The organism is Vibrio ruber DSM 16370, from assembly GCF_900163965.1.
Classification (GTDB): domain Bacteria; phylum Pseudomonadota; class Gammaproteobacteria; order Enterobacterales; family Vibrionaceae; genus Vibrio; species Vibrio ruber.
This window is the reverse complement of the sequence record NZ_FULE01000008.1, coordinates 123,405-145,639: the sequence shown is the minus strand read 5'-3', so window position 1 is coordinate 145,639 and position 22,235 is coordinate 123,405. Positions and strand designations below refer to the sequence as shown.

Annotated in this window: 19 protein-coding genes, 1 pseudogene and 1 CRISPR repeat array (1 of these 21 only partly in view); of the genes and pseudogenes, 10 read left to right on the top strand and 10 right to left on the bottom strand. The window is 46.3% G+C overall.

Going from position 1 to position 22,235, the window contains the following annotated elements; all coding sequences use genetic code 11:
- A pseudogene (locus VR7878_RS02480) lies at nucleotides 1–128 on the top strand (IS200/IS605 family transposase); the annotation flags it as partial.
- A gap of 134 nt (nucleotides 129–262) precedes the next feature.
- Here VR7878_RS02480 and VR7878_RS02475 read toward each other — a convergent pair.
- Nucleotides 263–991, bottom strand: coding sequence for a MaoC family dehydratase (locus VR7878_RS02475; RefSeq protein WP_077333105.1), 729 nt, complete (start codon nucleotides 989–991; stop codon nucleotides 263–265).
- 529 nt (nucleotides 992–1,520) lie between these two features.
- Here VR7878_RS02475 and VR7878_RS02470 point away from each other — a divergent pair.
- Genes VR7878_RS02470 through VR7878_RS02455 form a run of 4 tightly spaced genes read left to right on the top strand, consistent with a single transcriptional unit; the run spans nucleotide 1,521 to nucleotide 5,018 of the window.
- Complete coding sequence (locus tag VR7878_RS02470) at nucleotides 1,521–2,402, top strand: metal ABC transporter substrate-binding protein (protein ID WP_077333103.1); 882 nt, start codon at nucleotides 1,521–1,523, stop codon at nucleotides 2,400–2,402.
- A complete protein-coding gene (locus VR7878_RS02465) occupies nucleotides 2,399–3,298 on the top strand; it encodes a metal ABC transporter ATP-binding protein (protein ID WP_077333101.1) in 900 nt (299 codons plus the stop codon). Before VR7878_RS02470 ends, VR7878_RS02465 begins: the two co-directional genes overlap by 4 nt.
- Before the next feature lie 5 nt (nucleotides 3,299–3,303).
- On the top strand, nucleotides 3,304–4,206 hold the full coding sequence (locus tag VR7878_RS02460; protein ID WP_077333099.1) for a metal ABC transporter permease: 903 nt from the start codon (nucleotides 3,304–3,306) through the stop codon (nucleotides 4,204–4,206).
- Nucleotides 4,206–5,018 carry a metal ABC transporter permease gene (locus VR7878_RS02455; protein WP_077333097.1) on the top strand — a complete coding sequence of 271 codons (813 nt, stop codon included), beginning with the start codon at nucleotides 4,206–4,208 and terminating at the stop codon, nucleotides 5,016–5,018. Before VR7878_RS02460 ends, VR7878_RS02455 begins: the two co-directional genes overlap by 1 nt.
- Before the next feature lie 148 nt (nucleotides 5,019–5,166).
- Here the strand turns inward: VR7878_RS02455 and VR7878_RS02450 are convergent, their stop codons facing one another.
- The 7 genes from VR7878_RS02450 to rbsD all read right to left on the bottom strand — a co-directional run bounded on the left by VR7878_RS02450 (nucleotide 5,167) and on the right by rbsD (nucleotide 13,289).
- Nucleotides 5,167–6,831, bottom strand: a complete 1,665-nt coding sequence (locus tag VR7878_RS02450; RefSeq protein WP_077333094.1) for a putative transporter — start codon at nucleotides 6,829–6,831, stop codon at nucleotides 5,167–5,169.
- A gap of 284 nt (nucleotides 6,832–7,115) precedes the next feature.
- Nucleotides 7,116–8,123 carry a substrate-binding domain-containing protein gene (locus VR7878_RS02445; RefSeq protein ID WP_077333092.1) on the bottom strand — a complete coding sequence of 336 codons (1,008 nt, stop codon included), beginning with the start codon at nucleotides 8,121–8,123 and terminating at the stop codon, nucleotides 7,116–7,118.
- 33 nt (nucleotides 8,124–8,156) lie between these two features.
- Complete coding sequence (rbsK, locus tag VR7878_RS02440; RefSeq protein WP_077333090.1) at nucleotides 8,157–9,083, bottom strand: ribokinase; 927 nt, start codon at nucleotides 9,081–9,083, stop codon at nucleotides 8,157–8,159.
- A 209-nt stretch (nucleotides 9,084–9,292) separates the two neighbouring features.
- On the bottom strand, nucleotides 9,293–10,171 hold the full coding sequence (gene rbsB, locus VR7878_RS02435) for a ribose ABC transporter substrate-binding protein RbsB (protein WP_077333088.1): 879 nt from the start codon (nucleotides 10,169–10,171) through the stop codon (nucleotides 9,293–9,295).
- 143 nt (nucleotides 10,172–10,314) lie between these two features.
- On the bottom strand, nucleotides 10,315–11,298 hold the full coding sequence (rbsC, locus tag VR7878_RS02430; RefSeq protein WP_077333086.1) for a ribose ABC transporter permease: 984 nt from the start codon (nucleotides 11,296–11,298) through the stop codon (nucleotides 10,315–10,317).
- Entirely contained in the window at nucleotides 11,295–12,800 is a 1,506-nt protein-coding gene (rbsA, locus tag VR7878_RS02425; RefSeq protein WP_077333084.1) for a ribose ABC transporter ATP-binding protein RbsA, read from the bottom strand. The genes rbsC and rbsA overlap by 4 nt, the downstream gene beginning before the upstream one ends.
- A gap of 69 nt (nucleotides 12,801–12,869) precedes the next feature.
- On the bottom strand, nucleotides 12,870–13,289 hold the full coding sequence (gene rbsD, locus VR7878_RS02420; protein WP_077333082.1) for a D-ribose pyranase: 420 nt from the start codon (nucleotides 13,287–13,289) through the stop codon (nucleotides 12,870–12,872).
- 501 nt (nucleotides 13,290–13,790) lie between these two features.
- On the opposite strand from rbsD, the gene VR7878_RS02415 reads away from it, so the two are divergent.
- On the top strand, nucleotides 13,791–14,717 hold the full coding sequence (locus VR7878_RS02415; RefSeq protein ID WP_077333080.1) for a hypothetical protein: 927 nt from the start codon (nucleotides 13,791–13,793) through the stop codon (nucleotides 14,715–14,717).
- An 85-nt stretch (nucleotides 14,718–14,802) separates the two neighbouring features.
- Here VR7878_RS02415 and VR7878_RS02410 read toward each other — a convergent pair whose 3' ends face one another.
- The gene (locus VR7878_RS02410) at nucleotides 14,803–15,651 is read right to left on the bottom strand and encodes a DUF3037 domain-containing protein (RefSeq protein WP_077333078.1); all 849 of its coding nucleotides are present in this window, start codon (nucleotides 15,649–15,651) and stop codon (nucleotides 14,803–14,805) included.
- Nucleotides 15,648–16,364, bottom strand: coding sequence for a HipA family kinase (locus VR7878_RS02405; protein WP_077333076.1), 717 nt, complete (start codon nucleotides 16,362–16,364; stop codon nucleotides 15,648–15,650). The genes VR7878_RS02410 and VR7878_RS02405 overlap by 4 nt, the downstream gene beginning before the upstream one ends.
- Nucleotides 16,365–17,583: 1,219 nt before the next feature.
- Between VR7878_RS02405 and VR7878_RS02400 the strand changes: the two genes are divergently transcribed.
- The 4 genes from VR7878_RS02400 (at nucleotide 17,584) to VR7878_RS02385 (ending at nucleotide 20,767) form a co-directional block, all read left to right on the top strand.
- The gene (locus VR7878_RS02400; RefSeq protein WP_077333074.1) at nucleotides 17,584–19,146 is read left to right on the top strand and encodes an S-type pyocin domain-containing protein; all 1,563 of its coding nucleotides are present in this window, start codon (nucleotides 17,584–17,586) and stop codon (nucleotides 19,144–19,146) included.
- Nucleotides 19,143–19,649 carry an ankyrin repeat domain-containing protein gene (locus VR7878_RS02395; protein WP_077333072.1) on the top strand — a complete coding sequence of 169 codons (507 nt, stop codon included), beginning with the start codon at nucleotides 19,143–19,145 and terminating at the stop codon, nucleotides 19,647–19,649. The genes VR7878_RS02400 and VR7878_RS02395 overlap by 4 nt, the downstream gene beginning before the upstream one ends.
- 275 nt (nucleotides 19,650–19,924) lie before the next feature.
- A complete protein-coding gene (locus tag VR7878_RS02390) occupies nucleotides 19,925–20,410 on the top strand; it encodes a hypothetical protein (RefSeq protein ID WP_077333070.1) in 486 nt (161 codons plus the stop codon).
- 165 nt (nucleotides 20,411–20,575) lie between these two features.
- Nucleotides 20,576–20,767, top strand: a complete 192-nt coding sequence (locus VR7878_RS02385; protein ID WP_077333068.1) for a hypothetical protein — start codon at nucleotides 20,576–20,578, stop codon at nucleotides 20,765–20,767.
- 63 nt (nucleotides 20,768–20,830) lie between these two features.
- Nucleotides 20,831–22,235: direct repeats of the CRISPR family, unit length 29 nt; unit sequence CGGTTCATCCCCGTGTATACGGGGAACAC (it continues 1,003 nt past the right edge of the window).

The window sequence follows — 22,235 nt, the reverse complement described above, 5'->3', positions numbered from 1 at the left end:
TAGATACGGTAGGTAAAAATACGAGCAAGATACAAAATTACATTAAGCAGCAACTAGAGCAGGATAAAATGGGAGAGCAATTGTCGATCCCGTATTCAGGTAGCCCGTTTACGGGCCGCAGGAAGTAGTCATATGCAAATGTCAGATCACTACGCGCCTGCTAGGGCGCTGCTAGTAGGAGAGCCTTATAGGCGCATATGAAAAACCACCGGCTATGCCGGTGGATACTTTTTTATTCAAACAACCATATAAGATGGCAATCTCAAAAGTGTAGTTGGATCACCGACACAACGATACAACCGGGGCGTCTCACACCGTCAATCTCAACCCGGATTTCCCGCTCGATTTCCAGCCCTTTACGCACCGGCGTCACCTTGGTCAGAATACTTTTCGCCCGGACACGATCACCCGACTTCACCGGATAGGGAAAACGAACCTGATTCAAACCGACATTCACCACCATCTTAGCAGTCGGAAACAGCGGCACCTCAGGATTCACACTATCAGTCAGTTTCGGCAACAATGCCAACGTCAGAAAACCATGGGCAATGGTTGTCTTAAACGGTGATTCCACTGATGCCCGCTCCGGATCAGTATGAATCCACTGAGTATCCTCAGTCACAGTACCAAATTGATTAATCCGGTCTTGGTCAATATGCAACCAACCCCCAACATGGATCACTTCACCAATTTTTTCCCGTAGCTCTTCATACAAAGCCTGAGCTTCGGGGGTTAACTTCAGCGATTCTTGATCGAAAATTGCAGACTCACGCTTTAACGCGACATTCTCTGCATCATTCGGCAGGCTAACCTCTTCATTCACCGCTGGCTGATGAAAATCTCTGATCCACGAAAACAGGTGAAAATTATTGGTTTTTGTCAGCAATTCTTCCCAATACTCGCGCATCGCCGGCGGCATCTTCTGCATCAGTTCTGCATGTTGCTTACTTAATATTTCACCACGTTGTTTGAACAGTTCAACGACTTTCATCTCAACTCCTTGCTTCATTATTATGAAGTCTGTAACAGTCTGATTTTGAACCAGTTCACATAAAGGTGCAAATACTTTCGGGCGTACATGCGTTAACTGAACAGTGTTTTTTATATAAATTTCATAAGCTTACAAATAAAACACTATTTTATTAGAATGTTCATAAATCACTGGTACAATATGCCTGCATCCATATTGCCTGTTGGACTCAGATTCATATCATTTCTATTTTTTACTATATAAATCAATATAATAGAGAATAAATACTTACCTGTTCCATCGGCAGTCCAAGAAACGGCCAAAAAACAGCCAATTTTTATACCTCATACAAAATTGGTGCCATCATGTACAGAAACATCAATTGTTTTACCCGGCCGCAGTCATCCTCCCAGCTTCAATCGCTTCTGCCTATTACAGATATCGGTCCGACAGATGGAATACTTTGCTATGCTCAGTAGACAATCAACTAAATTTAAATGATAATTATTATCATATAGAAGTTTCAATCATACCTGAAGGTGGCGATTGTATGAAAAAATATTTAATGACCTCATTTTACTGCGCTTTAATGCTATTACCCGGCATCGCTTGGGCGAAATTTAAGGTCGTAACAACATTTACCATTATTCAGGACATGGCACAGAACATCGCTGGGGATGCAGCTGAGGTTGTCTCACTGACTAAACCCGGTGCAGAAATTCACAACTATCAACCTACCCCGAAAGACATTATCAAAGCCCAGTCCGCGGATTTGGTATTATGGAACGGCCTCAATCTGGAACAGTGGTTCCAACGCTTTTTCACTAATGTAAAAGACGTGCCTTCCGTTGTAGTCAGCGACGGGATTCAGCCGCTCTCAATCTATACCGGCCCTTACAAAGACAAACCCAACCCTCATGCATGGATGTCGCCGCAAAATGCGTTGATCTATGTCGATAATATCCGTCAGGCACTGGTGAAATACGACCCGGCCCACGCTGCAACATACAATCACAATGCAGAGGTTTATCAGGAAAAAATCAAGCAACTCAGTGATCATATCCGTACACAACTGGCAACCGTGCCTGAAGCAAAACGCTGGCTGGTCACCAGTGAAGGCGCTTTCAGTTATCTGGCGAGGGACTATCATTTAAAAGAAGCATTTCTCTGGCCGATTAATGCCGATCAACAAGGTACACCACAACAAGTGAAAACTTTAATTGATACCATTGAGCAGCATCATATTGGTGTGCTGTTCAGTGAAAGCACTATCTCTGACCGTCCCGCCAAGCAGGTTGCCAGAGAAACCGGTGCCACTTACGGAGGGATTCTTTATGTGGATTCTCTTTCGATCCGGGACGGGCCGGTTCCGACGTATCTTGATCTGCTTAAAGTCACCACCGATACCATTGTCAGAGGATTACGCTCATGACCCATCAACCTGTTACCCTTGAAGCAACTCAAGTGAGTGTTACTTACAATAATGGTTTCAAAGCAATTCATGATGTCAGCTTCCGTCTACAAGGCGGTACCATCTGCGCGTTGGTCGGTGTGAATGGCGGTGGTAAATCAACCTTATTCAAAAGCATTATGGGATTGGTCAAAACCTCGCAAGGTGAAATTCTTCTCTCTCAGCGCCCGATTCGCCATGCACTCAAACAGAATCAGGTCGCCTATGTCCCGCAAAGTGAAGACATTGACTGGAACTTTCCGATTCTGGTTCGGGATGTCGTCATGCAAGGACGATACGGTTTCATGAATTTTCTGCGCCGTCCGAGTCCGACGGATAAAAATAAAGTGCAGCAGGCAATGCAGCGGATGGGAATTGAGAATCTGGCCAGCCGTCAGATCGGGGAACTCTCCGGCGGACAAAAAAAACGGGTATTTCTCGCCCGGGCGCTCGCCCAAGAAAGTAAGACCATTTTACTTGATGAACCGTTTACCGGCGTAGACTTCACCACCGAAGAAGCGATTATGAATCTGCTTCGTGAACTCAAAGAAGAAGGACACCTGATTTTAGTCTCGACGCATAATCTGGGCAATATTCCCGATTACTGCAATGAAGTGGTGTTTATTAACCGCACCATTGTTGCTGCCGGAAATATTCAGGAGACCTTCACCCAGCAAAACCTGATCGCCACCTTCGGTGGAGTGCTGAAACATGTCGGGATTCTTGGTGAAACGTTGCATCAGGATCAAGACGAGCGCACCGTCACAATTCTCTCAGACCATGAAAAACCGGCCGTTTTTTATGGTAAAGATCAACACAGTGCCACGCTGATCCGGGACGGCCAGCCTCCCGAACAACCGCAGTCAACGTCGAGGTAACCGCTATGTTGGAATTACTGCTCGAACCACTGCACTATCAATATATGCAGCACGCCATTTTAAGCAGTGCCATTGTCGGTGCGGTATGCGCATTCTTATCCGCGTTTCTGATGCTCAAAGGCTGGTCACTGATTGGTGACGCCCTGTCTCATTCGGTGGTTCCCGGTGTTGCCGGTGCCTACGCGCTGGGATTACCTTACTCGGTCGGGGCATTTATTGCAGGCTTTCTGGCTTCAATCGGGATCGCATTGCTTCGCTCCCTCTCCCATTTGAAAGAAGATGCCATTATCGGCTTCATCTTCACCACCTTCTTTGCCGCCGGGCTGCTATTAATCTCACTCAATCCGACATCGATTAATATTGAAGGGATTATTTTCGGCAGTATCTTAACCGTCAGCCAGTCCGACTTAATGCAAATGCTGATCATTGCCGGTGTATCATTTGTGCTGCTGACACTGCTGTGGAAAGACCTGATGCTGGTGTTCTTCGATGAAACACAAGCGTCATCCGTGGGTTTATCACCAACCATACTGAAAATCGTATTTTTTACCATTCTCAGTGCATGTACCGTTGCATCACTCCAAACTGTCGGTGCAATTCTGGTGATTGCGATGGTGATTACCCCGGGAGCGACCGCATACCTGCTGACAGACCGGTTTGGCCTGCTATTAATCATTGCCATCACACTTGGTTTTGTCACCAGTGCTTTAGGTGCCTATCTCAGTTATTACCTTAATGGCGCAACAGGCGGCACCATTGTCCTGCTGCAAACCGTGATCTTTCTCGGGGCATTTGTTTTTGCCCCCAAATACGGTGTGCTTGCTAACCGGAAAAATGCCAGACACCAAGCCTCCGCTGATAAGACTAAGACACACACGCACAACACCGTCACACCGGGAGAGGTATAATGGATAATCTCATTCAATGGTTCAGTGAGCCTTTCCAGTTTGAATTTATGCAGCGTGCACTGTGGGCAGGTCTCGCTGTCGGTGCGGTCTGTGCGGTACTGTCTTGTTATCTGGTACTGAAGGGCTGGTCGCTGATGGGCGATGCGATCTCTCATGCGGTATTGCCGGGGATAGTCATCGCCTATGCACTGGGCATTGCGCTGCCGATCGGTGCATTTATCTCCGGCCTTGCCTGTGCCCTGATGAGCGGTTACATCAAAGAGAATTGCCGGGTCAAAGAAGATACGGTAATGGGGATTGTTTATTCAGGCATGTTTGCGCTGGGGCTGGTCTTATTTACCAAAATCAAAACCGAACAACACCTGCTGCATATTCTGTTCGGCAATATGCTCGGGATTCAGGATTTTGAATTCACGCAAACGGTCACCCTATCGTTAATTGTGTTTGCGATTATCATCGTGTTCAGAAAAGACTTCTTACTTTACTGTTTTGATCGCAGCCACGCACGGGTCGTCGGATTACCGGTCGGATTGCTCCACTACGGTTTATTAGTGCTATTATCGCTGACCATCGTCGCAACGATTCAAGCTGTCGGTGTCATCATGGTGGTCGCAATGCTGGTGGCACCGGGTATGACCGCTTTTGTTCTCACCAAACAGTTTGCCCAGATGATGTGGATTGCACTGGCTGTCTCACTCAGCTCAATCGTCCTCGGCATTCTGATCAGTTTTCACATTGACGGCGCAACCAGTGCATGTATCGTACTCGTTCAGGCAGCATGTTTTGTTCTGGCTCTCACCTTTTCAAAATGAAAAACCCGGATGACCACTCTCAACAAACCGTCACCAAAGACAAACACCATCACGTCCCATTAATCTCTGCACAACATGATGATCGGACAGCCATAAAAATACCGCCGCCGGCGGTATTTTTATCCCAAGATGCATAACCGACAGTCAATCAGCCGGCCACCCAAAGCAGCACCGCAATCACCTGCGGTGTCAGAATCCTTAAACACATCACTAACGGATAAACCGTCGCATAAGCCAGTGATGAAGCGCCACTGGTCGAATGCATTGCATTGGCAAATGCCAGTGCCGGTGGATCAGTCATCGAACCGGCCATTAAACCGCAAATCGTCAGATAGTTCACTTTGCCGAAAAAGCGCGCAAACATGCCGACAGTCAGCAACGGAATCAGCGTAATAATAATCCCGTACCCCATCCACGTCAGCCCTTCACCATCCATAATGGTCGTAAAGAAATCACCACCGGAACTGATACCGACAACGGCCAAAAAAAGTACGATACCGATTTCCCGCAAAGCAAGGTTCGCACTGGGCGGCATAAACCAGTAAAGCCGGCCAATACTGCCGATTCTGGCCAGAATAATGGCAACGATTAACGGACCACCGGCAAGCCCCAGTTTCAGCGGAGCCGGCAGATGCGGAAGCTGGAACGGAATCGACCCGAGTAACACCCCTAAACCGATGCCGATAAAAATTGGCAACATCTGTACATGATGTAGCTTACTGGCCGTATTTCCCAGCATTTTACCGACATATTCGATATCTTCTTTCTGGCCGACAATATACAGAATATCCCCGAATTGCAGTACGGAATCCTGACCTGCCACCAACTCAACGCCCGCCCGGTTCAGTCGTGAAATCACCACATTATGTTTATATTTGAGGCTCAATTCACCCAGATGCTTACCGAGCACTTTTTCATTGGTCACAACCACCCGATCACTTTTCAGCACCGTGCCTTTCGTTGACAGCGACTCCGATACTTCACGCCCGACAATCAATACTGCTTTGTGTAACAGATCCTGACGGTCACTGACAAAATGCAGGTAATCCCCGACATGGAGCGTGGTATCCTCACCGGGAACGACGAGATTACCCTGCGTTTTCATCCTTGAGCAAACAACCCCCTGCCCAATCAAGGTGACCAATTCAGCAAATTTCATCTGATCCATATTCGGATTTTCGATCAACACATTGACCGACAACAGATCTTTGCTCTTACCCAGACTACGGCTGTCATAAGACTCGGCTTCTTTATCGACATTGATTTCGAATACAATCCGGATAATCCACATCGACAGCAAAATCCCGATAATCCCGAACGGATAGGCCATCGCATAACCGAGCCCCAGCATATCGACCTGGCTGTCGATTTCGCCCAGCTCATGCAGAATTTGTTGTCCGGCCGCTAAAGACGGCGTATTGGTCACCGCACCGGAATAGATACCGAGAAAAATATGCAGCGGAATATTGAAAATAAAATGAAGTACAACGGCAGTTAACCCACCGACAACCACAATACCGGCTGCCAGCCCGTTCAACTTGAGACCACTGCTTTTCAGAGAAGCAAAGAACCCCGGCCCGACCTGAATCCCGATGGTGTACACAAACAGGATCAAACCAAATTCTTTAATAAAATGCATAGCATGACTATCAAGATGCCAGCCAAACTGGTTGATGAAATGCCCGACGAAAATTCCGCCAAACAGCACGCCACCGATACCAAGCCCGACACCTTTGATTTTCAAGCCACCTAACCACAACCCAATCACTGCCACCAAGGACAGGACGAGTATCGAGAGTGCGACTTCGCCCATAGTTATTACTTCCGTTATCAGATTTAAAAAATGAAAAAATTAGATTTATCTGCACTGAATAAAATAGTTTTGAATCGCAAGCGTGCAAAAAATAAACGTTCTGAAAATAAGTCTATAACCTTCGATCTGTCCTATTTTTGATAAAGGTTAAAATTTGCAACATTAATCAGTGTTCCGGAAAAGGAAGTGTTCAATTTGTGAAGGCAATAGGTTCAAAGATTCAATTTAATGATTTTTATATGTTTTAAATTGTCATAACCGGAGAGAAAAGCGGAGATTCAAAGTCACGCAATATATTCACGGACACTGTCACGAACCACCAGAGTCGGTTCGAGATGAACCACCTGAGCATCGGTCTTGTGTTTATCAAGGCGGTTCACCAGCGCCTCCACTGCGGCAGTCCCTAAACGATGTTTAGGCTGGTGGATCGTGGTTAATGGCGGGGTAATATATTTAGCGATATAGATATCATCGTAGCCGATAATCGATAAGTCCTGAGGAATCCGAATTCCCCGGGCATGGGCTGCATTGACAACCCCCATTGCCATCATGTCGTTACCGACAAACAGGGCGCTAGGCAGCGGCCCCCGCTGGCAAATATGCTCAAACGCGTCCACACCACCGTCACATTCAAAGTTGGCTTCCGCGACCCATGCCGGATTGATGGGGAGTTTTGCGTTAGTCATGGCTTTCTTAAAACCTTCGTAACGCATATAAGCCTGATGTATCTTCAGCGGCCCCGTAATACAGCCGATCTCCCGGTGGCCGCATTCAATCAGATAATTGGTCGCCATAAACCCACCGAGCAACGAATTATCCTGAATTTTGTCGCAGGCAAAATGAACCGGGCCGCGATCCATCACCACCACAGGCACTCCCGGAAAGCGGTCAAACGCATCAATGTGCTCTCCTTCAAGGGCTGAACACATTAAAATCAGACCATCCACCCGCTTTTCAAGCAAGGTGTTGATCGATTCTTTCATACGATGATCATCGCCTTCAGTGTTACATAAAATGAGATTGTAACCTTTTTGATAGCAACTCCGCTCAACACCCTTTACGACTTCACCAAAGAACGGGTTCGTCGAAGTTGTTACCAACATACCAAGAGTCTTGGTTCGGTTCATTTTGAGACTACGTGCTAAAGCAGACGGTGAATAGTTCAGATCTTTGGCAGCCTGATTAACCCGCGCAGCAATTTCATCACTCACATAACGGGTTTTATTGATCACATGGCTCACTGTGGATGTGGAAACGCCGGCACGTTTGGCAATATCTTTCATTGTCGCCATGTGATCCTCCTTTATGCCTGATCTATCGATGGCTCAGGCTGCATTATGTTCAGCAAGAAAAGTATCCACTTCTTGTCGTGTCGGAATCGATGTCTGCGCGCCAAAGCGAGTGACGGAAATCGCAGCAGACGCATGAGCAAAACGAATCGCATGCTGCATAGAGAGCCCTTCCAATAGCCCGGTCACCAGTGCGCCATTAAACGTATCACCGGCGGCGGTGGTATCAATGGCGTTAACCCGGAACCCGGGAATCACGCTCCCCTGACCGTTTTCACTCAGCCAGACACCTTTTGCACCCAAGGTAATCAACACTGTCGTGATTCCTTTCTCGTGCAAAACTGCCGCAGCACGGGCAGCGCTTGCCTCATCGGTGACAGCAACACCGGTCAGAACCTCAGCTTCAGTCTCATTCGGCGTAATCATATCCACACAATTGAGCAGCTCATCTGGCAGTGAGCGAGCCGGAGCCGGATTAAGAATCACTTGCGTGCTTGCAGCTTTAGCAGCCTGAGCACCACGAATCACGCCTTCAAGCGGTGTTTCCAGCTGAGTCAGAAAATAATCCGCTTGCTCAATACGCGTCAGATCACTTTCCAGAGAGTCAGACGTCAGGCGGGCATTCGCTTCAGAAGAGATACAAATCGCATTTTCACCGCTATCCGTAACCTGAATCATCGCAATCCCGGTCGGGCAGTCCGGCTGAATTTTCACCCCGGAAACATCCATACCGTCCAGCTTAAAGCTTTCCCGGATGTTAACCCCGAACGGGTCGTCACCGACACTGGCTATAAAGCTGATATCGGCCCCTAAACGAGCAGCAGCAACCGCCTGATTAGCCCCTTTTCCACCGGGAATCACCTGATAATCATGCCCGTGAAGAGTCTCTCCCGGACGTGGAAAAGTAGGAACCCGCAACACATGGTCAGCGTTGACACTGCCAAGTACAACTAATTTACTCATAAGGTTTTCCTCGAAAATCAGCTCAATATATGCAAGGTCTGAACTCTCGTCATTCTAAACGCCAGATAATGCAGACCTTGCCGATATCAGATTTTTTATATCAACAGCAGGTTTCCCCGCAATGCGATTCAAACTTTGACTCACGCACCGTTGATTCACACCGGCAAGAGAAGACAGGTCAGCGACAGTCAGCCGCTGACCCTATTGTTTTAGTTACTGATCACTTTCAAAGGTACAGGAATGTTTTTGTTAACGGTTCCGCCGTTGAGGATTTTGTCTGCGATATCAACACCCAACGCACCGATAACATCCGGTTGTTGTGCAATTGTTGCGGCTAACTGACCACGCAGTACCGCTTTCATACCGTCATCCGTGCCGTCAAATCCGACGATCATCACTTTTTTACCCGCTGCCTGAACTGCGCGAACGGCACCAAGCGCCATTTCATCATTCTGCGCGAATACAGCTTGAACATCAGGATTTGCTGCCAGCAGGTTTTCCATGACGTTCAGACCTTTCGTACGGTCAAAATCAGCAGGTTGGCTGGCTAAAAGGTTCAGATGACGTTTTTCTACTGCTTTCATGAAACCTTCACCACGCTCACGCGCAGCAGATGTTCCGGCGATCCCTTCCAACTGAATCACTTTGGCATTTTCACCCAGTTTATTGGCAATAAAGTCACCGGCCATTTCACCACCGGCAACGTTATCCGATGCAATATGGCTGACCACCTCACCATGGTTGGCACCACGGTCAAGCGTGATGACCGGCACTTTGGCACGGTTGGCCATCCGAATCGCATTTGAAACGGCATCGGAATCTGTCGGGTTGATCAGAATAGCTTTCACACCACGAACCGTTAAATCTTCCACGTTGGAAAGCTCCTTACTCGGGTCGTTTTGTGAATCCAGCACGATGAGGTTATAGCCCAAATCTTTGGCTTTAGCTTCAGCACCATCTTTCATACTGACAAAAAATGGATTGTTCAGAGTTGACAGTACGATCGCAATGGTGTCCTGCGCCTGCGCTGCAATAGACATCGTAGACGAAAGTAAAGCTGTAGAGATTAGCGTAACTAGTTTTTTCATCTTGTTTTCCTTATTTCCAGGTTCTGAATCGACATTTAACCCGATTCAAGACTCCATGATTGTATGACGACATACGGGTGTTGCTAATAACTTATTTCAAACAATAACTGACTGTAAAATACAACTTTATTGTTAAACACAGACTACTTATTTTTATTATCGACCAGAACTGCCAGCAAGATCACGATCGCTTTGGCAATCATCTGATAATAGGAAGAGACATCCAGCAGGTTAAGCGCATTATTCAAAAATCCGATAATTAACGCCCCGATCAATGTCCCCATAATCCGGCCTTTACCACCCATCAGGCTGGTTCCGCCCAGAACAACAGCAGCAATCGCATCCAACTCATAGCCTACGCCGGCAGTGGGTTGTGCCGAAGAAAGACGTGAAGTCACAATGACGCCTGCCAGCGCCGCCATCAGCCCACAGATAGCATAGACACCGATTTTCACGCGATCCACATTAATACCGGATAATCGGGTCGCAGACTCGTTGCCACCGAGAGCATAAACATAGCGCCCGAATCGAGTATGGTTCAACAGATACCACGCCAGCCCGAAAACAATCACCATCAGCCAGACCGGTACCGGTATATCCAGAACATAACCCGTACCGAACCAGGCAAAGCTATCTGCAACATCGGTGAACCCGGTTGAAATCGGCCGCCCGTCGGTATAAACCATGGTCACACCACGCAATAACGTCATGGTTACCAAAGTCGCAATAAACGCTTGCACTTTCCCTTTGGCGATAATCATCCCGCTCAGTCCACCTAAACAGGCACCAGCCAGCAGCGACACCGGCACGGCAACAAATACCGGTAATTCCAGCGCAATCATGCTCGCAGCAAAGGCACCACACAGCGCCAAAACAGAGCCGACACTCAGATCAATCCCGGCCGTTAAAATAACCAAAGTCATACCGACCGCCATAATGGCATTGACTGAGGTCTGACGCAGAATGTTGAGGATATTATCCACAGTAAAAAAGTTAGGGTTCAAAAACGACACCACAAGAATCAAAAATAGCAGTGCTATCAATGACTTTTGTTCAATCAGCCACTCTTTGCTGAACCACTTTCGTTGTTGCTTGGGGGTCGGTTGATTCATGGAACTGGTATTCATGCTGCTACCTCGTGAATATGCTTACCCACGGCACACGCCAGCAGGTTTTCTTGATTGGCATCCTGCGCCTCAAACTCGCCGCTAATGCGTCCTTCATGCATGACAAGAATTCTGTCGCTCATTCCGAGGACTTCCGGCATTTCAGAAGATACGAGAATAATACTCATCCCTTCCGCTTTAAATTGGTTAATCAGTTGATAGATCTCTTTTTTCGCACCGACATCCACACCGCGGGTCGGCTCGTCAAGAATCAACACTTTGGGGCGCGTCATCAGCCCTTTGGCAATCGCCACTTTCTGCTGATTCCCACCCGACAAGTTACCGATAATCTGATCCTGAGAAGGCGTTTTAATATTAAACAGACGGATGAAATCTGCGACGGCTTCTCTTTCATTCTGATGGTTAATCTGCATCCCTTTCGACAGGTGATTCAGGGCACACAGCGACATGTTATCTTTGACGGATAACCCCAAAACCAACCCGTCACCCTTACGGTCTTCCGAGATATATGCAATACCGCTGGCCAAACCTTCTTGAGGGGTGTTCGGTGAAACGACTTTACCATCAAGTCTCACTTCGCCTTTCTCGCGGGGAAATGCCCCGTAGATGACTTTCATCAACTCGGTCCGGCCTGCTCCCATCAATCCGGAGATACCCAGAATTTCACCGCGTTTAAGGACAAAACTCACATCGTGAACCCCTGACCCGGTCAGACCGCTCACTTCCATCGAGATTTCGCCATTCATTGAATTCATCCGCGGATACTGCTCATCGAGTTTGCGCCCGACCATCATCTCAATCAGCGCGTCTTCATCGATCTCTTCAACCAGACGCTGACCGATAAATTTGCCGTCGCGCAGCACTGTAACATCATCACAAATTTCAAAAATTTCTTTCAATCGGTGAGAGATGTACACAATCCCGCAGCCTTGATCACGAAGTTCGCGGATCACACTAAACAGAGACTCGGTTTCCGTATCGGTCAGGGCATCTGTCGGTTCATCCATAATGATGACCTTCGATTCAAACGACAGCGCTTTGGCAATTTCGACCATTTGCTGCTCACCAAGACTCAACTGCCCCAGTGGTGTATTCGAACGACGACGTACATTCAGCCGGGCCAATAAACGATCCGCATCCTGATACATCTCTTGCCACAAGATCCGTCCGAAACGGTTGGTCTTTTCCCTCCCTAAAAAAATATTTTCTGCAATCGTCAACTCAGGAATCAGATTCAACTCCTGATGAATAATAGAAATACCGGCTTCCTGAGAATTTCTCGGCCCTGCAAACGTAGTCCGTTCTTGTTGATAAACAATGTCTCCGGCATCTTTGGTATAAATGCCGGTCAACACTTTCATCAACGTTGACTTGCCTGCGCCGTTTTCTCCCATCAACGCCATCACTCGGCCCGGATAAACATTCAAGCTGGCACCATCGAGCGCTTTCACGCCGGGGAATGCTTTATCTATCTGGCTGAGCGCTAAAATGGGTTCTACCATGATTTCACCTCAATTCACTCTGGAATGCTGCCGGAACTACTATCGGTTCCCGAACGACCGATTCCCGGACTAAAAAACGACACCGGCCTGAAAAATAACATTGGCATACGGTGTACATTCACCTGTCCGCACGACCGCCCGGCTCTCCCCGGTTCGGGTTTTAAATGCTTCATGACTAATATAGGTGCGACGGATGGTTTTACCGGTTTTTTGTTCTTCAATCTCCAGTAAACCCAACAATTCTGCATGCAAATCCGGGCTGATTTCACGAAATTCAGTGGCAAGCACCACCCCTTCGATCTGCATTTCTGCCAACAATGTGCGCGCCGTTTCAATAAATCCCGGCACACCGTGAGTTAAAGCGAGATCAATCCGTGATGTCGTTTCCGGAACGGGTAACCCGGCATCACAAACGGTCACTTCATCCGTATGTCCCAGTGTTGCAACCAAATAAGAGAGCTCTGAATTCAATAACTGATTTTTTTTCATCACAATGCCTCAACAATCGTGCAAAACACTGATCAGTCTCATGATCAACTTTTGCCGTTGAGTTTCGAATCAAATGTATAAAAAACACTCATCGAAACGTTTCGATAAAATCATATCTCAATCTGAAAAGTTTGAATCCCAGTAAAATACAGACTGTGAAGCAGATCGGTGAAAGAGACCTAAACTCACTAAAAATATTGAAGAAGATCACTGAATAATGGGAATTTGGTGAGTGAACGGTAATTATGAAATCAAACGTATAAATCCTGTTGATGCTTGAGCCCCCCTTAACTACTTTAATTTTTCGATAATCCAAGCGAATACCGATAGAGCCAAGGCGTATCAAGGTGGTTTCAACGGAATTAGCGGCACATGATTAGCCGGACAGACTGTACCGACCATACTCACCAATACCACAACAAAACTATCACCCATACGCATATACAATCATTCAGGTATATAATTGTTCTATCAACTGCACAGTTGGGATAGGTAATTCAGATGAGCCAGTCAGCAATTTTGATTATTGCTTTGATGGCTGTGTTCTTTGGCGTCATTATGGTTAGGGCCATTCGGCTGGCATACATCAATCAAAAAAATATCAAACAAGATGTAGCCAATGTTCAGCTTGCGACGCCACCGACGGCCAAAAGCATTTTCTCCGGGACAACACCCCATGAAATGACCGGAGAAATCGCACTGATTCTGCAACATAATCTCCAGTTGCCGGATTCAGGATGGACAGCAATCGAACCGCCGGAAGGTTTGATTGAGCATATCATTCAGGCGGCAAATCGGGAGCAACGTTTTTCCGCGCTGTCTTATCAGAGTGCAAGCAGCAAGGAGATTCTTCAGAGCTGGCGTATTGACTGTATCAAGCCGGATCAGGCGCATGTCAGTCAGGCGATCCGGGACGGGGACAAATATGCTTTAGACGAATGGATTAACCTCGGTCAGCACCTGTTTATCAACACCGGGTTATGGTTTGATATTGAGGATCAGGCACAAATCAAAGAGCGGGTTACGTTTAACCAACACTTCATGCCGGAGCACATCGCGACTGAACTCTCGAATCTGCAACTCGAATATGTGGGCCGGGCCACCATTCAACAAATTCCTTACCTGTTTCTGCACATGACTCAGACACCGGATCAAAGCCGTAAATCTGCTCAAAGTAATACATCTGCTCAAAACAATACATCTGATCAAAGTAATACCTCGGTCAGCCTGCAATTATGGCTCGATGCCCGGACGCTGCGCCTGCAAAAACGTCGTTTGCTCATCTATGAAAACGACCAAATCAGCGCAGAAGAAATCACCGTCTATACCCGGCCACAAAACAGTTACGCCATCACCGCCCCGGACTGGATTAATGTCGATCACGGTGCGGTGACCAATCACTCTGTATGTGTGGTGGAGCATTGGTGAGGTGTTGATTAATCGGTGGGAAGGGAGGTGTCAACAAGCAGCCAGATTGACACCATGCCCGTATTTGATGCGCTAAGCGGTTTAATTAATGTGTTAACTGAAAATTATCTGCATCTTCAGAAGCGAACCTTGCGAAGGTCTCGATATTTTTCAGATCATCAACATTGTACACATTCACCCCTAATGAGTGCATTTCATCTGACAAGGATTGAAATGCTGCCTCAAGGTTTTCATCTTCGAATGATGCCGGACGATCAATTGCAAAAAGAAAGTTATCTGCATCAAGCGTTTTAGCATTGAGTAAGTGTTTTACTCTTGAAATCCAAAACTCACCGTGGTCTATCAGTGTTAAAGATTTATCTTGGTAAAAGCTCAACGGCTTAATCGCTTTTGTGATTAAATGATCTGAAGCGACCAAAGGTAATTCAAAAGAAACATATTCCGCATCAAGCTTACTTTTAGTAAATTTGTACCTCGTGACAGTATCTAGGTGTTTCTTCAGATTTTTAATTAAAAGCGTCTCACGGTGTTCTTTCGTATTAAAGCTCCTGCCCACATATTGTCCAAACAGCTTATCTAACACAATTTCAAGTGAATCACTCGTTAAAAGTGCTGCTGTTTCACTGAAGATTAAGAAGCCTTCTCTTTGGCGAGTCACTTCATCCATAAATCCGGCTAACTCTTTGGCACGCATTCCTTGAGCAAAATCTTGAATACGCTGAAGTTCAAAGTTAAACATTTCAATCGCATTCGAATAGAGTTGCCCATCAAGATCATCAAAAAATTGAGAAACACGCCCGAATCTCTTGTTTGCCAACTTAAAAAGAACACGCCCGGCCTGAGGCGCATGAATAACAATCCCGACATTTGCGAACTCTTGCGTCTCAGTAAAAGGCATAAAACGTATCACTGAATAACGAACTAGATTTTTCATTTTATAGCCTCCCAAAATTCCGGTGTCCTGAAGCGCGCCAATGTTACTCGAATCTCTTCGACAATACTATTATGCCCACAGTTATCGAGCCATTCTTCAGGGATAGATGCAAGTATAGAATCTAACCCATCAAAACATTCTTCAAGTTGTTGTTCGTAAGCGTTTTGAGCCAGCAAATCCCGCGGCCCAGAAAACCAAGCACTTGAACCTACATGGAGCTTTTTGATCCGATGAAAAGTATCATTATATTCAGAATCAAACGCAAGGTTATGGTCAAGAACGATAAAAGACGTCATATCCGAACAAATAAACAGATTTGGATTCCCCCCACTTGCGGTCAGGTTTCGATCACCATTTTTTATCCAATAATCGAATAAAAACAATAGCTTTAACCCAGCAACGTCCAAATCACCTAATTTCTGATAGGGAACATCTTGAATATTTTCTTGATACTTCGAACCAAACCACTCCCCCTCTCTCAGTTCATAATGTCCGAATTCAAGCAGAGAACCATCAACATAAGCAATTTCAAAATCTGGAATTGGCAGCCCTATTCTCTTTCCAAGTTTACCGCATACCCACTCATGGATTAGTCCTTGATAGGTGGTATTCGGCCCTTTCACAATATACTGATTGTTATCGTCACCGACACAAAGGTAGGGGCCAGTCTGACCTTGTTTCATCTTTCTGATGATGCTTTCGATGTAAACCATATGTCGTTATACGATGCGGAACTGATTATTTAAAACTATCACAATCGTAACAAATGTCGACATGAGTAAGTCGTTTTGCGAGCAGATACAACATCTGAATCATGACGAATCAATCAGACCGAGAAATAGGTATGATTCTGCTTTATGATCAGCCGACATCATTCACATCTCCCCCCAAGATTTTGAAATCACTCGCAAAAAAATGACAAACCAAGTATTAGAAAAGTATGAGATTTCACTACACCACACGCGTTTCGCACCGCGACCACTCGCCAACATTCCCGATGCAACATACGCTGCACAGGCACCGAAAAAACGGTGTCGGGATTAGGAACCTGTATGACTCTCAAAGGGACATCAATGCCATCTTGTCTGGTGGCGAACCATTCACTTTCAAAGAGAATACTTATGATGCAAAACCCTGTCACAGCAAAAGGTTAGTCGAAAAATCCCTTTTTTACCTTGTTAAAAATGCTTGTTTTTAACTTGTTGATTTTAATTGTATTTTTAAAGGGTGAAAAATAAAGGGTCTGATGGCGTCAAATTTGGGTGCCGGAAGCTGGGAATATAAAACTTGTAATGTAGCAGTTTGGGACGCAATCACTTTCCTCGGTTTCATTAGCATCTTCGACTGCGCCCCAGGTACTTTTTAAGGCCGAAAAAGTACCCCAAAAGGCCTAAAGTTTAAGTTCAGCGCACTGAATCAGGGTCGGATTGATTCGCATCCTGCTCAGGCAATCCTGAAAAATCGTCCTGATTTTTCACCCTGAGAACATCGATCAAGTTGGCTTTTTAAAAAGATTTCACCCCACTCAAATCAGCCACCCAACCAAGAAAACCATTCCGGGAGAATGGTTAGGCTTTTCCGGGCAGGACGCCCGTAAAAGCTGGTTCTGGACAACGTGCGATTCAGCCAAACAAAAAAGATCTTCTGGTCACTCTTGCATCTTGGCAAGAGTGACTGGCGCACAGAGTACTGATGTTTCTGAAATCGGAAAAGCGGATTGTGCGTCAAATTTGGGTGCCGGAGGCTGTTTACACTGAGAAATAACATCAACGCGATTACTATTCATCAATAAGGCAGTAAATCCCCCTGTTTATGGAATGCAAACCATATTAACCGTTTGATTTTATTGATAATAGATCATCTGTTATTGTGCTGTTGTACAATGCTCTTCCTATATCGATATGAACTGAATTCATACATAAACAACGTCAAATGAACTATCAAACCATCCAAATCTACAACCTGATGAGTTATGAATTTGCTCAGGTTGAAGGGGATTTTTCATCCCTGCGCGAATCGGATATCAAATCCGTGACGCCTGCCGGAATGCGCTGTTCTGATTTTCTTGAGCAGCTTCGCAGCGGCCATCAAGTCTTACTCACTGATACACCATCCATCCCCTTATTGATTCGGGATCGGGATGAATGGGGCAATCGATACTGGCGAGTCAATCCCGAGGTTGAGCCTCAGCTCGACGGGCTGGCATACAAGGCCTATACCGCACGGGCTGAGCTGGTCAATCATGGCATTGGTTCATCTTACGCTGGCAGTGTTAACGCCTCGGTGTATACCGAACCTTATGTTGAACACAATCAAGTGAAACTCACTTTAGCGCAGCGGCTGGCAAAACAGCGTCAGGAACGATTACAGGAATCAGAGAACATTCAACTGCCCCCGCCATCATGGCAAGACACGTTTAACAGGCCACCAGTCAAACCCTCACGTTTTGCCAAATCTGCCCTTGTACCGAGAGGAACGTGTAATATCGGTACACAAAGAGAGCAACCCTCATCTCTGGGTGAGTATGCTGCCTATACGCTGGCGATTGGTCAGGGGGTTGGGACGGCAGCGACTGAAGACGCTTTTTTAACGCGTATTGGTGGTGCAGCACTGGCAGAGCTACCAAACCTGACGATGAAAATTGTCGGTCGCGCTGGCATTCTGGCTGCATTTATGCCCAGCCAGCTTGGTGACGGCACGCTGAACAATGAAAATGACCTGATGGATAAAACCACGGTTGAAACCAATATCCGCTTAGGGTTCAATGCTGATAATCGGATTTACGGTTATCATGTCAATGGGGTGAATATTCCCAAACGTGAAGTGACTCGGGTCGGTGATAAATTTGTCGTTGCGTTAGAGCCGGATGTCACTATTGAATGGATACCGATGAGTGGCGATTTTGGTGGTAAACCAATCCTTGTCAATCCCATTCCTGACCTGAAAACTTACAATATCTGGGTGTATCCGGAGGCTGAGCAAGGCCAAGAATTTGATAACACCTACATCACGCCAATCGCTGATGCAGATTTACAAGACTATATTCTGACCTTTCCGGCAGATACCGGACTCCCACCACTGTATGTGGTGTATAGTCATCAAGTGCGTCAACCGAATGGTCAGTTTGGTGCGAGTAAATACCCCAAACCGGAGCTAAACCGAACATCCCTTCGGGCTAAGACCAAAAGGCAGATTGAAGCAGAGGCTTTGAGAGATGAAAATGGTAATTTCACGGATAAAAAAGGTAAAGCCTTAACCGACTGGCACTATGGGCATAGAGAGGGTTTGGAAAACCGACGGATACTCAGAGCGGCTGACCAGATAGGTATGACTCAGGAAGAATTGAATGATTTTGTGAATTCACACCCTGACTATTTTCTAATTGAGGACGCCAAGACCAATCTTAGTCATGTCAATGAGAAACCGGGCAGTGATGAATTAGAGGATATTTTGGAAGACATGAAAGACTTTTTAAGTGACAGGAGATCACAATGAATAATGTAGATAATCAACCTTACTCAGCTATAGTTCGTGGTGACATTGAAACTGTGAAAAGATCAATTGCAAACGGCAAGGACATTCATCGTATCACGGCTAATGATAAATGGACATATTTACATTACGCATTCAAATCGGTAACTAGAAAAACTCCACCGGTATCTATCCAATATCTGATTGATCAAGGGCTGGATGTCAACGCAATTGATAGCTATGGCTATACGCCTCTAATTTATGCGGTTCGTCAACGCAATGTTGAGGGGATTCGGCTCTTGTTGGAAAACGGTGCGGATAAGATGATCGAGCACCAAGATGCTGATGGTATTAGTGCGTTGAGAATGGCTTTTGATCGAATGCCAATTCCTTATGAGGTTGTGAAAATATTGCTTGAATATGGTGCTAACCCTGATGAAAAAGATGACGGTTGTTCCGTTCGTGAATTGATTCATAAAATCGCAGGTGTTGACCCTAAAATCATTGAATTAGTCAGTCATTACTAAATCAAGCCCAATCATAAGTAAAACTATTGTTTAAAATGGAACCTATTCAGAGCCGCATGATGTTGTGGCTCTTTTTTGTATCAGCCCCTTTCCTGCAAAAGCAGGCACTTCATTGTTGTTCATGTAATTCTATGATTATTCAAAACAATTGCGTGTCTAAAATTGGTTTTTTAACAAAAAATTTAAGATAAATTCAATAAAACCATTTATTTACAGACAGAAATAAAGATTCGTTATGAATTTCTCCCCTGAGAGCATCGATCAATTGAACTTCGTTGATTCAATGTTTCACCCCACTCAAATCAGTCACCCAACCAAGAAAACCATTCACGGAAGAATGGTTAAGCTTTTCCGGGCAGGACGCCTGTAAAAGCTGGTTCTGGAAAGCGCTCACCCAAGCCAAACAAAAAGATTTTCTGGTTCATCTTTCATCTCTGAAAGATGAACTGGCGCACAGAGCACCGATGTTTCTGAAATCGGAGAACCGATTGTGCGTCACAACTCAGTGCCAGAGGCTAGGAAAAACAAATCGTAAGACCGTAGGTCAATACTCCCAATACTTTGAAATCACTCGCAAAAAAATGACAAACCAAGTATTAGAAAAGTATGAGATTTCACTACACCGCACGCGTTTCGCACCGCGAACACTCGCCAACATTCCCGATGCAACATACGCTGCACAGGCACCGAAAAAAACGGTGTCGGGATTAGGAACCTGTATGACTCTCAAAGGGACATCAATGCCATCTTGTATCAGATAGGCTTTATGTGTAGCCTTGCACGTCTTAATTATGGTGTGTTGGGCAGGGCAGCGTTAGCTGGCCGTTACCCTTTGAGGCGGTAGTTCCTAACCCTGTTCCAACTCACCACCCGAAGATTAGGAACCTTTGAGTGGTGGAAAACATGAATCCTCAGAGGGAATACTTATGATACAAAACCAACAACCAAATCCTGACCTCCACCTTACCGCCCGCGGCTATCTGATTGATTGTTTGATCACCAATACCCACCCCAGTGTCGATCAAAATGAACTTCGGGAGGTGCTCCTGTACCTCAATAATCTGATTACCTTTGATGAGATCAATCTGAGGAAAGAAGATATCATGATCGATGAGTAAACCAGCGATAGGCTGAAAACAAGCGGAGTGGCACCGGTATGCACTGCGTGCCACTCCACACATCGATTTATCCCCGTGCATACGGGGAACACCAATCAGATTGGTTTGCTGCTTCATACGCGGCCGGTTCATCCCCGTGTATACGGGGAACACGCGACCGCAATATTCGTAAGACCAAGAGTTATCGGTTCATCCCCGTGTATACGGGGAACACTTGTTTTTTTGGCTGAGTCTTCATCCATTCGTCGGTTCATCCCCGTGCATACGGGGAACACGTCTCTGTCAGTGTTTGTTTTGACCGTCGCACCGGTTCATCCCCGTGCATACGGGGAACACAAAATGTTTCATTAGATGTTTCTGGCGGTTCTCGGTTCATCCCCGTGTATACGGGGAACACGCCAATTATTGAATCGCGGAGTTCACAGATTTCGGTTCATCCCCGTGTATACGGGGAACACCTATGTCAATGACAAAAGAAGCAATTCAACATCGGTTCATCCCCGTGTATACGGGGAACACAATAGGCATAGTATAACCGTAAGGCCAGACGCCGGTTCATCCCCGTGTATACGGGGAACACCCCATAATAAACGAATCCGCTAAATCGTGCGACGGTTCATCCCCGTGTATACGGGGAACACCTGGTGATAACATCGAATTTCGAGATGGATCGCGGTTCATCCCCGTGTATACGGGGAACACGGTCATGATATTTCAGCATCCCCGTAAATTGTCGGTTCATCCCCGTGTATACGGGGAACACGCGACCCTCAAGCGTTGAGTTGTCTCGAGCTGCGGTTCATCCCCGTGTATACGGGGAACATGACGGTTGCAACTGGTACGGGTGGTGATACCACGGTTCATCCCCGTGTATACGGGGAACACTTGCTGGTGCATTCGCATTTTTCATTTTTTACCGGTTCATCCCCGTGTATACGGGGAACACCTATGTAATCGGACTGAATAGACTTAATCAGACGGTTCATCCCCGTGTATACGGGGAACACTAGCGGTGTTGTTGGCGTGAATTTTCACAAGACGGTTCATCCCCGTGTATACGGGGAACACTAGCGGTGTTGTTGGCGTGAATTTTCACAAGACGGTTCATCCCCGTGTATACGGGGAACACACGATTTCAGGGAATGATTGTTCTTGCCACTCCGGTTCATCCCCGTGTATACGGGGAACACGCGTTCAACTCAAACGGACAGCTCAAAGATACCGGTTCATCCCCGTGTATACGGGGAACACCGTTAATGTTTGATTCAAAATTAGAAACCCACGGTTCATCCCCGTGTATACGGGGAACACTGTACGGATTACCCAGTTAGTGGCTAAAGTCGCGGTTCATCCCCGTGTATACGGGGAACACTTTACACCAAAATTGCCGTTGTTAAAATTAGCCGGTTCATCCCCGTGTATACGGGGAACACTTTGGCGAAAAGATTGAGTGGTTTCAATCCGCCGG

Excerpts from the sequence above, each read along its gene's own strand:
- VR7878_RS02475 (WP_077333105.1), bottom strand. The coding sequence starts at position 991 with ATGAAAGTCGTTGAACTGTTCAAACAACGTGGTGAAATATTAAGTAAG.
- VR7878_RS02470 (WP_077333103.1), top strand. The coding sequence starts at position 1,521 with ATGAAAAAATATTTAATGACCTCATTTTACTGCGCTTTAATGCTATTA.
- VR7878_RS02465 (WP_077333101.1), top strand. The coding sequence starts at position 2,399 with ATGACCCATCAACCTGTTACCCTTGAAGCAACTCAAGTGAGTGTTACT.
- VR7878_RS02460 (WP_077333099.1), top strand. The coding sequence starts at position 3,304 with ATGTTGGAATTACTGCTCGAACCACTGCACTATCAATATATGCAGCAC.
- VR7878_RS02455 (WP_077333097.1), top strand. The coding sequence starts at position 4,206 with ATGGATAATCTCATTCAATGGTTCAGTGAGCCTTTCCAGTTTGAATTT.
- VR7878_RS02450 (WP_077333094.1), bottom strand. The coding sequence starts at position 6,831 with ATGGGCGAAGTCGCACTCTCGATACTCGTCCTGTCCTTGGTGGCAGTG.
- VR7878_RS02445 (WP_077333092.1), bottom strand. The coding sequence starts at position 8,123 with ATGGCGACAATGAAAGATATTGCCAAACGTGCCGGCGTTTCCACATCC.
- rbsK (WP_077333090.1), bottom strand. The coding sequence starts at position 9,083 with ATGAGTAAATTAGTTGTACTTGGCAGTGTCAACGCTGACCATGTGTTG.
- rbsB (WP_077333088.1), bottom strand. The coding sequence starts at position 10,171 with ATGAAAAAACTAGTTACGCTAATCTCTACAGCTTTACTTTCGTCTACG.
- rbsC (WP_077333086.1), bottom strand. The coding sequence starts at position 11,298 with ATGAATACCAGTTCCATGAATCAACCGACCCCCAAGCAACAACGAAAG.
- rbsA (WP_077333084.1), bottom strand. The coding sequence starts at position 12,800 with ATGGTAGAACCCATTTTAGCGCTCAGCCAGATAGATAAAGCATTCCCC.
- rbsD (WP_077333082.1), bottom strand. The coding sequence starts at position 13,289 with ATGAAAAAAAATCAGTTATTGAATTCAGAGCTCTCTTATTTGGTTGCA.
- VR7878_RS02415 (WP_077333080.1), top strand. The coding sequence starts at position 13,791 with ATGAGCCAGTCAGCAATTTTGATTATTGCTTTGATGGCTGTGTTCTTT.
- VR7878_RS02410 (WP_077333078.1), bottom strand. The coding sequence starts at position 15,651 with ATGAAAAATCTAGTTCGTTATTCAGTGATACGTTTTATGCCTTTTACT.
- VR7878_RS02405 (WP_077333076.1), bottom strand. The coding sequence starts at position 16,364 with ATGGTTTACATCGAAAGCATCATCAGAAAGATGAAACAAGGTCAGACT.
- VR7878_RS02400 (WP_077333074.1), top strand. The coding sequence starts at position 17,584 with ATGAACTATCAAACCATCCAAATCTACAACCTGATGAGTTATGAATTT.
- VR7878_RS02395 (WP_077333072.1), top strand. The coding sequence starts at position 19,143 with ATGAATAATGTAGATAATCAACCTTACTCAGCTATAGTTCGTGGTGAC.
- VR7878_RS02385 (WP_077333068.1), top strand. The coding sequence starts at position 20,576 with ATGATACAAAACCAACAACCAAATCCTGACCTCCACCTTACCGCCCGC.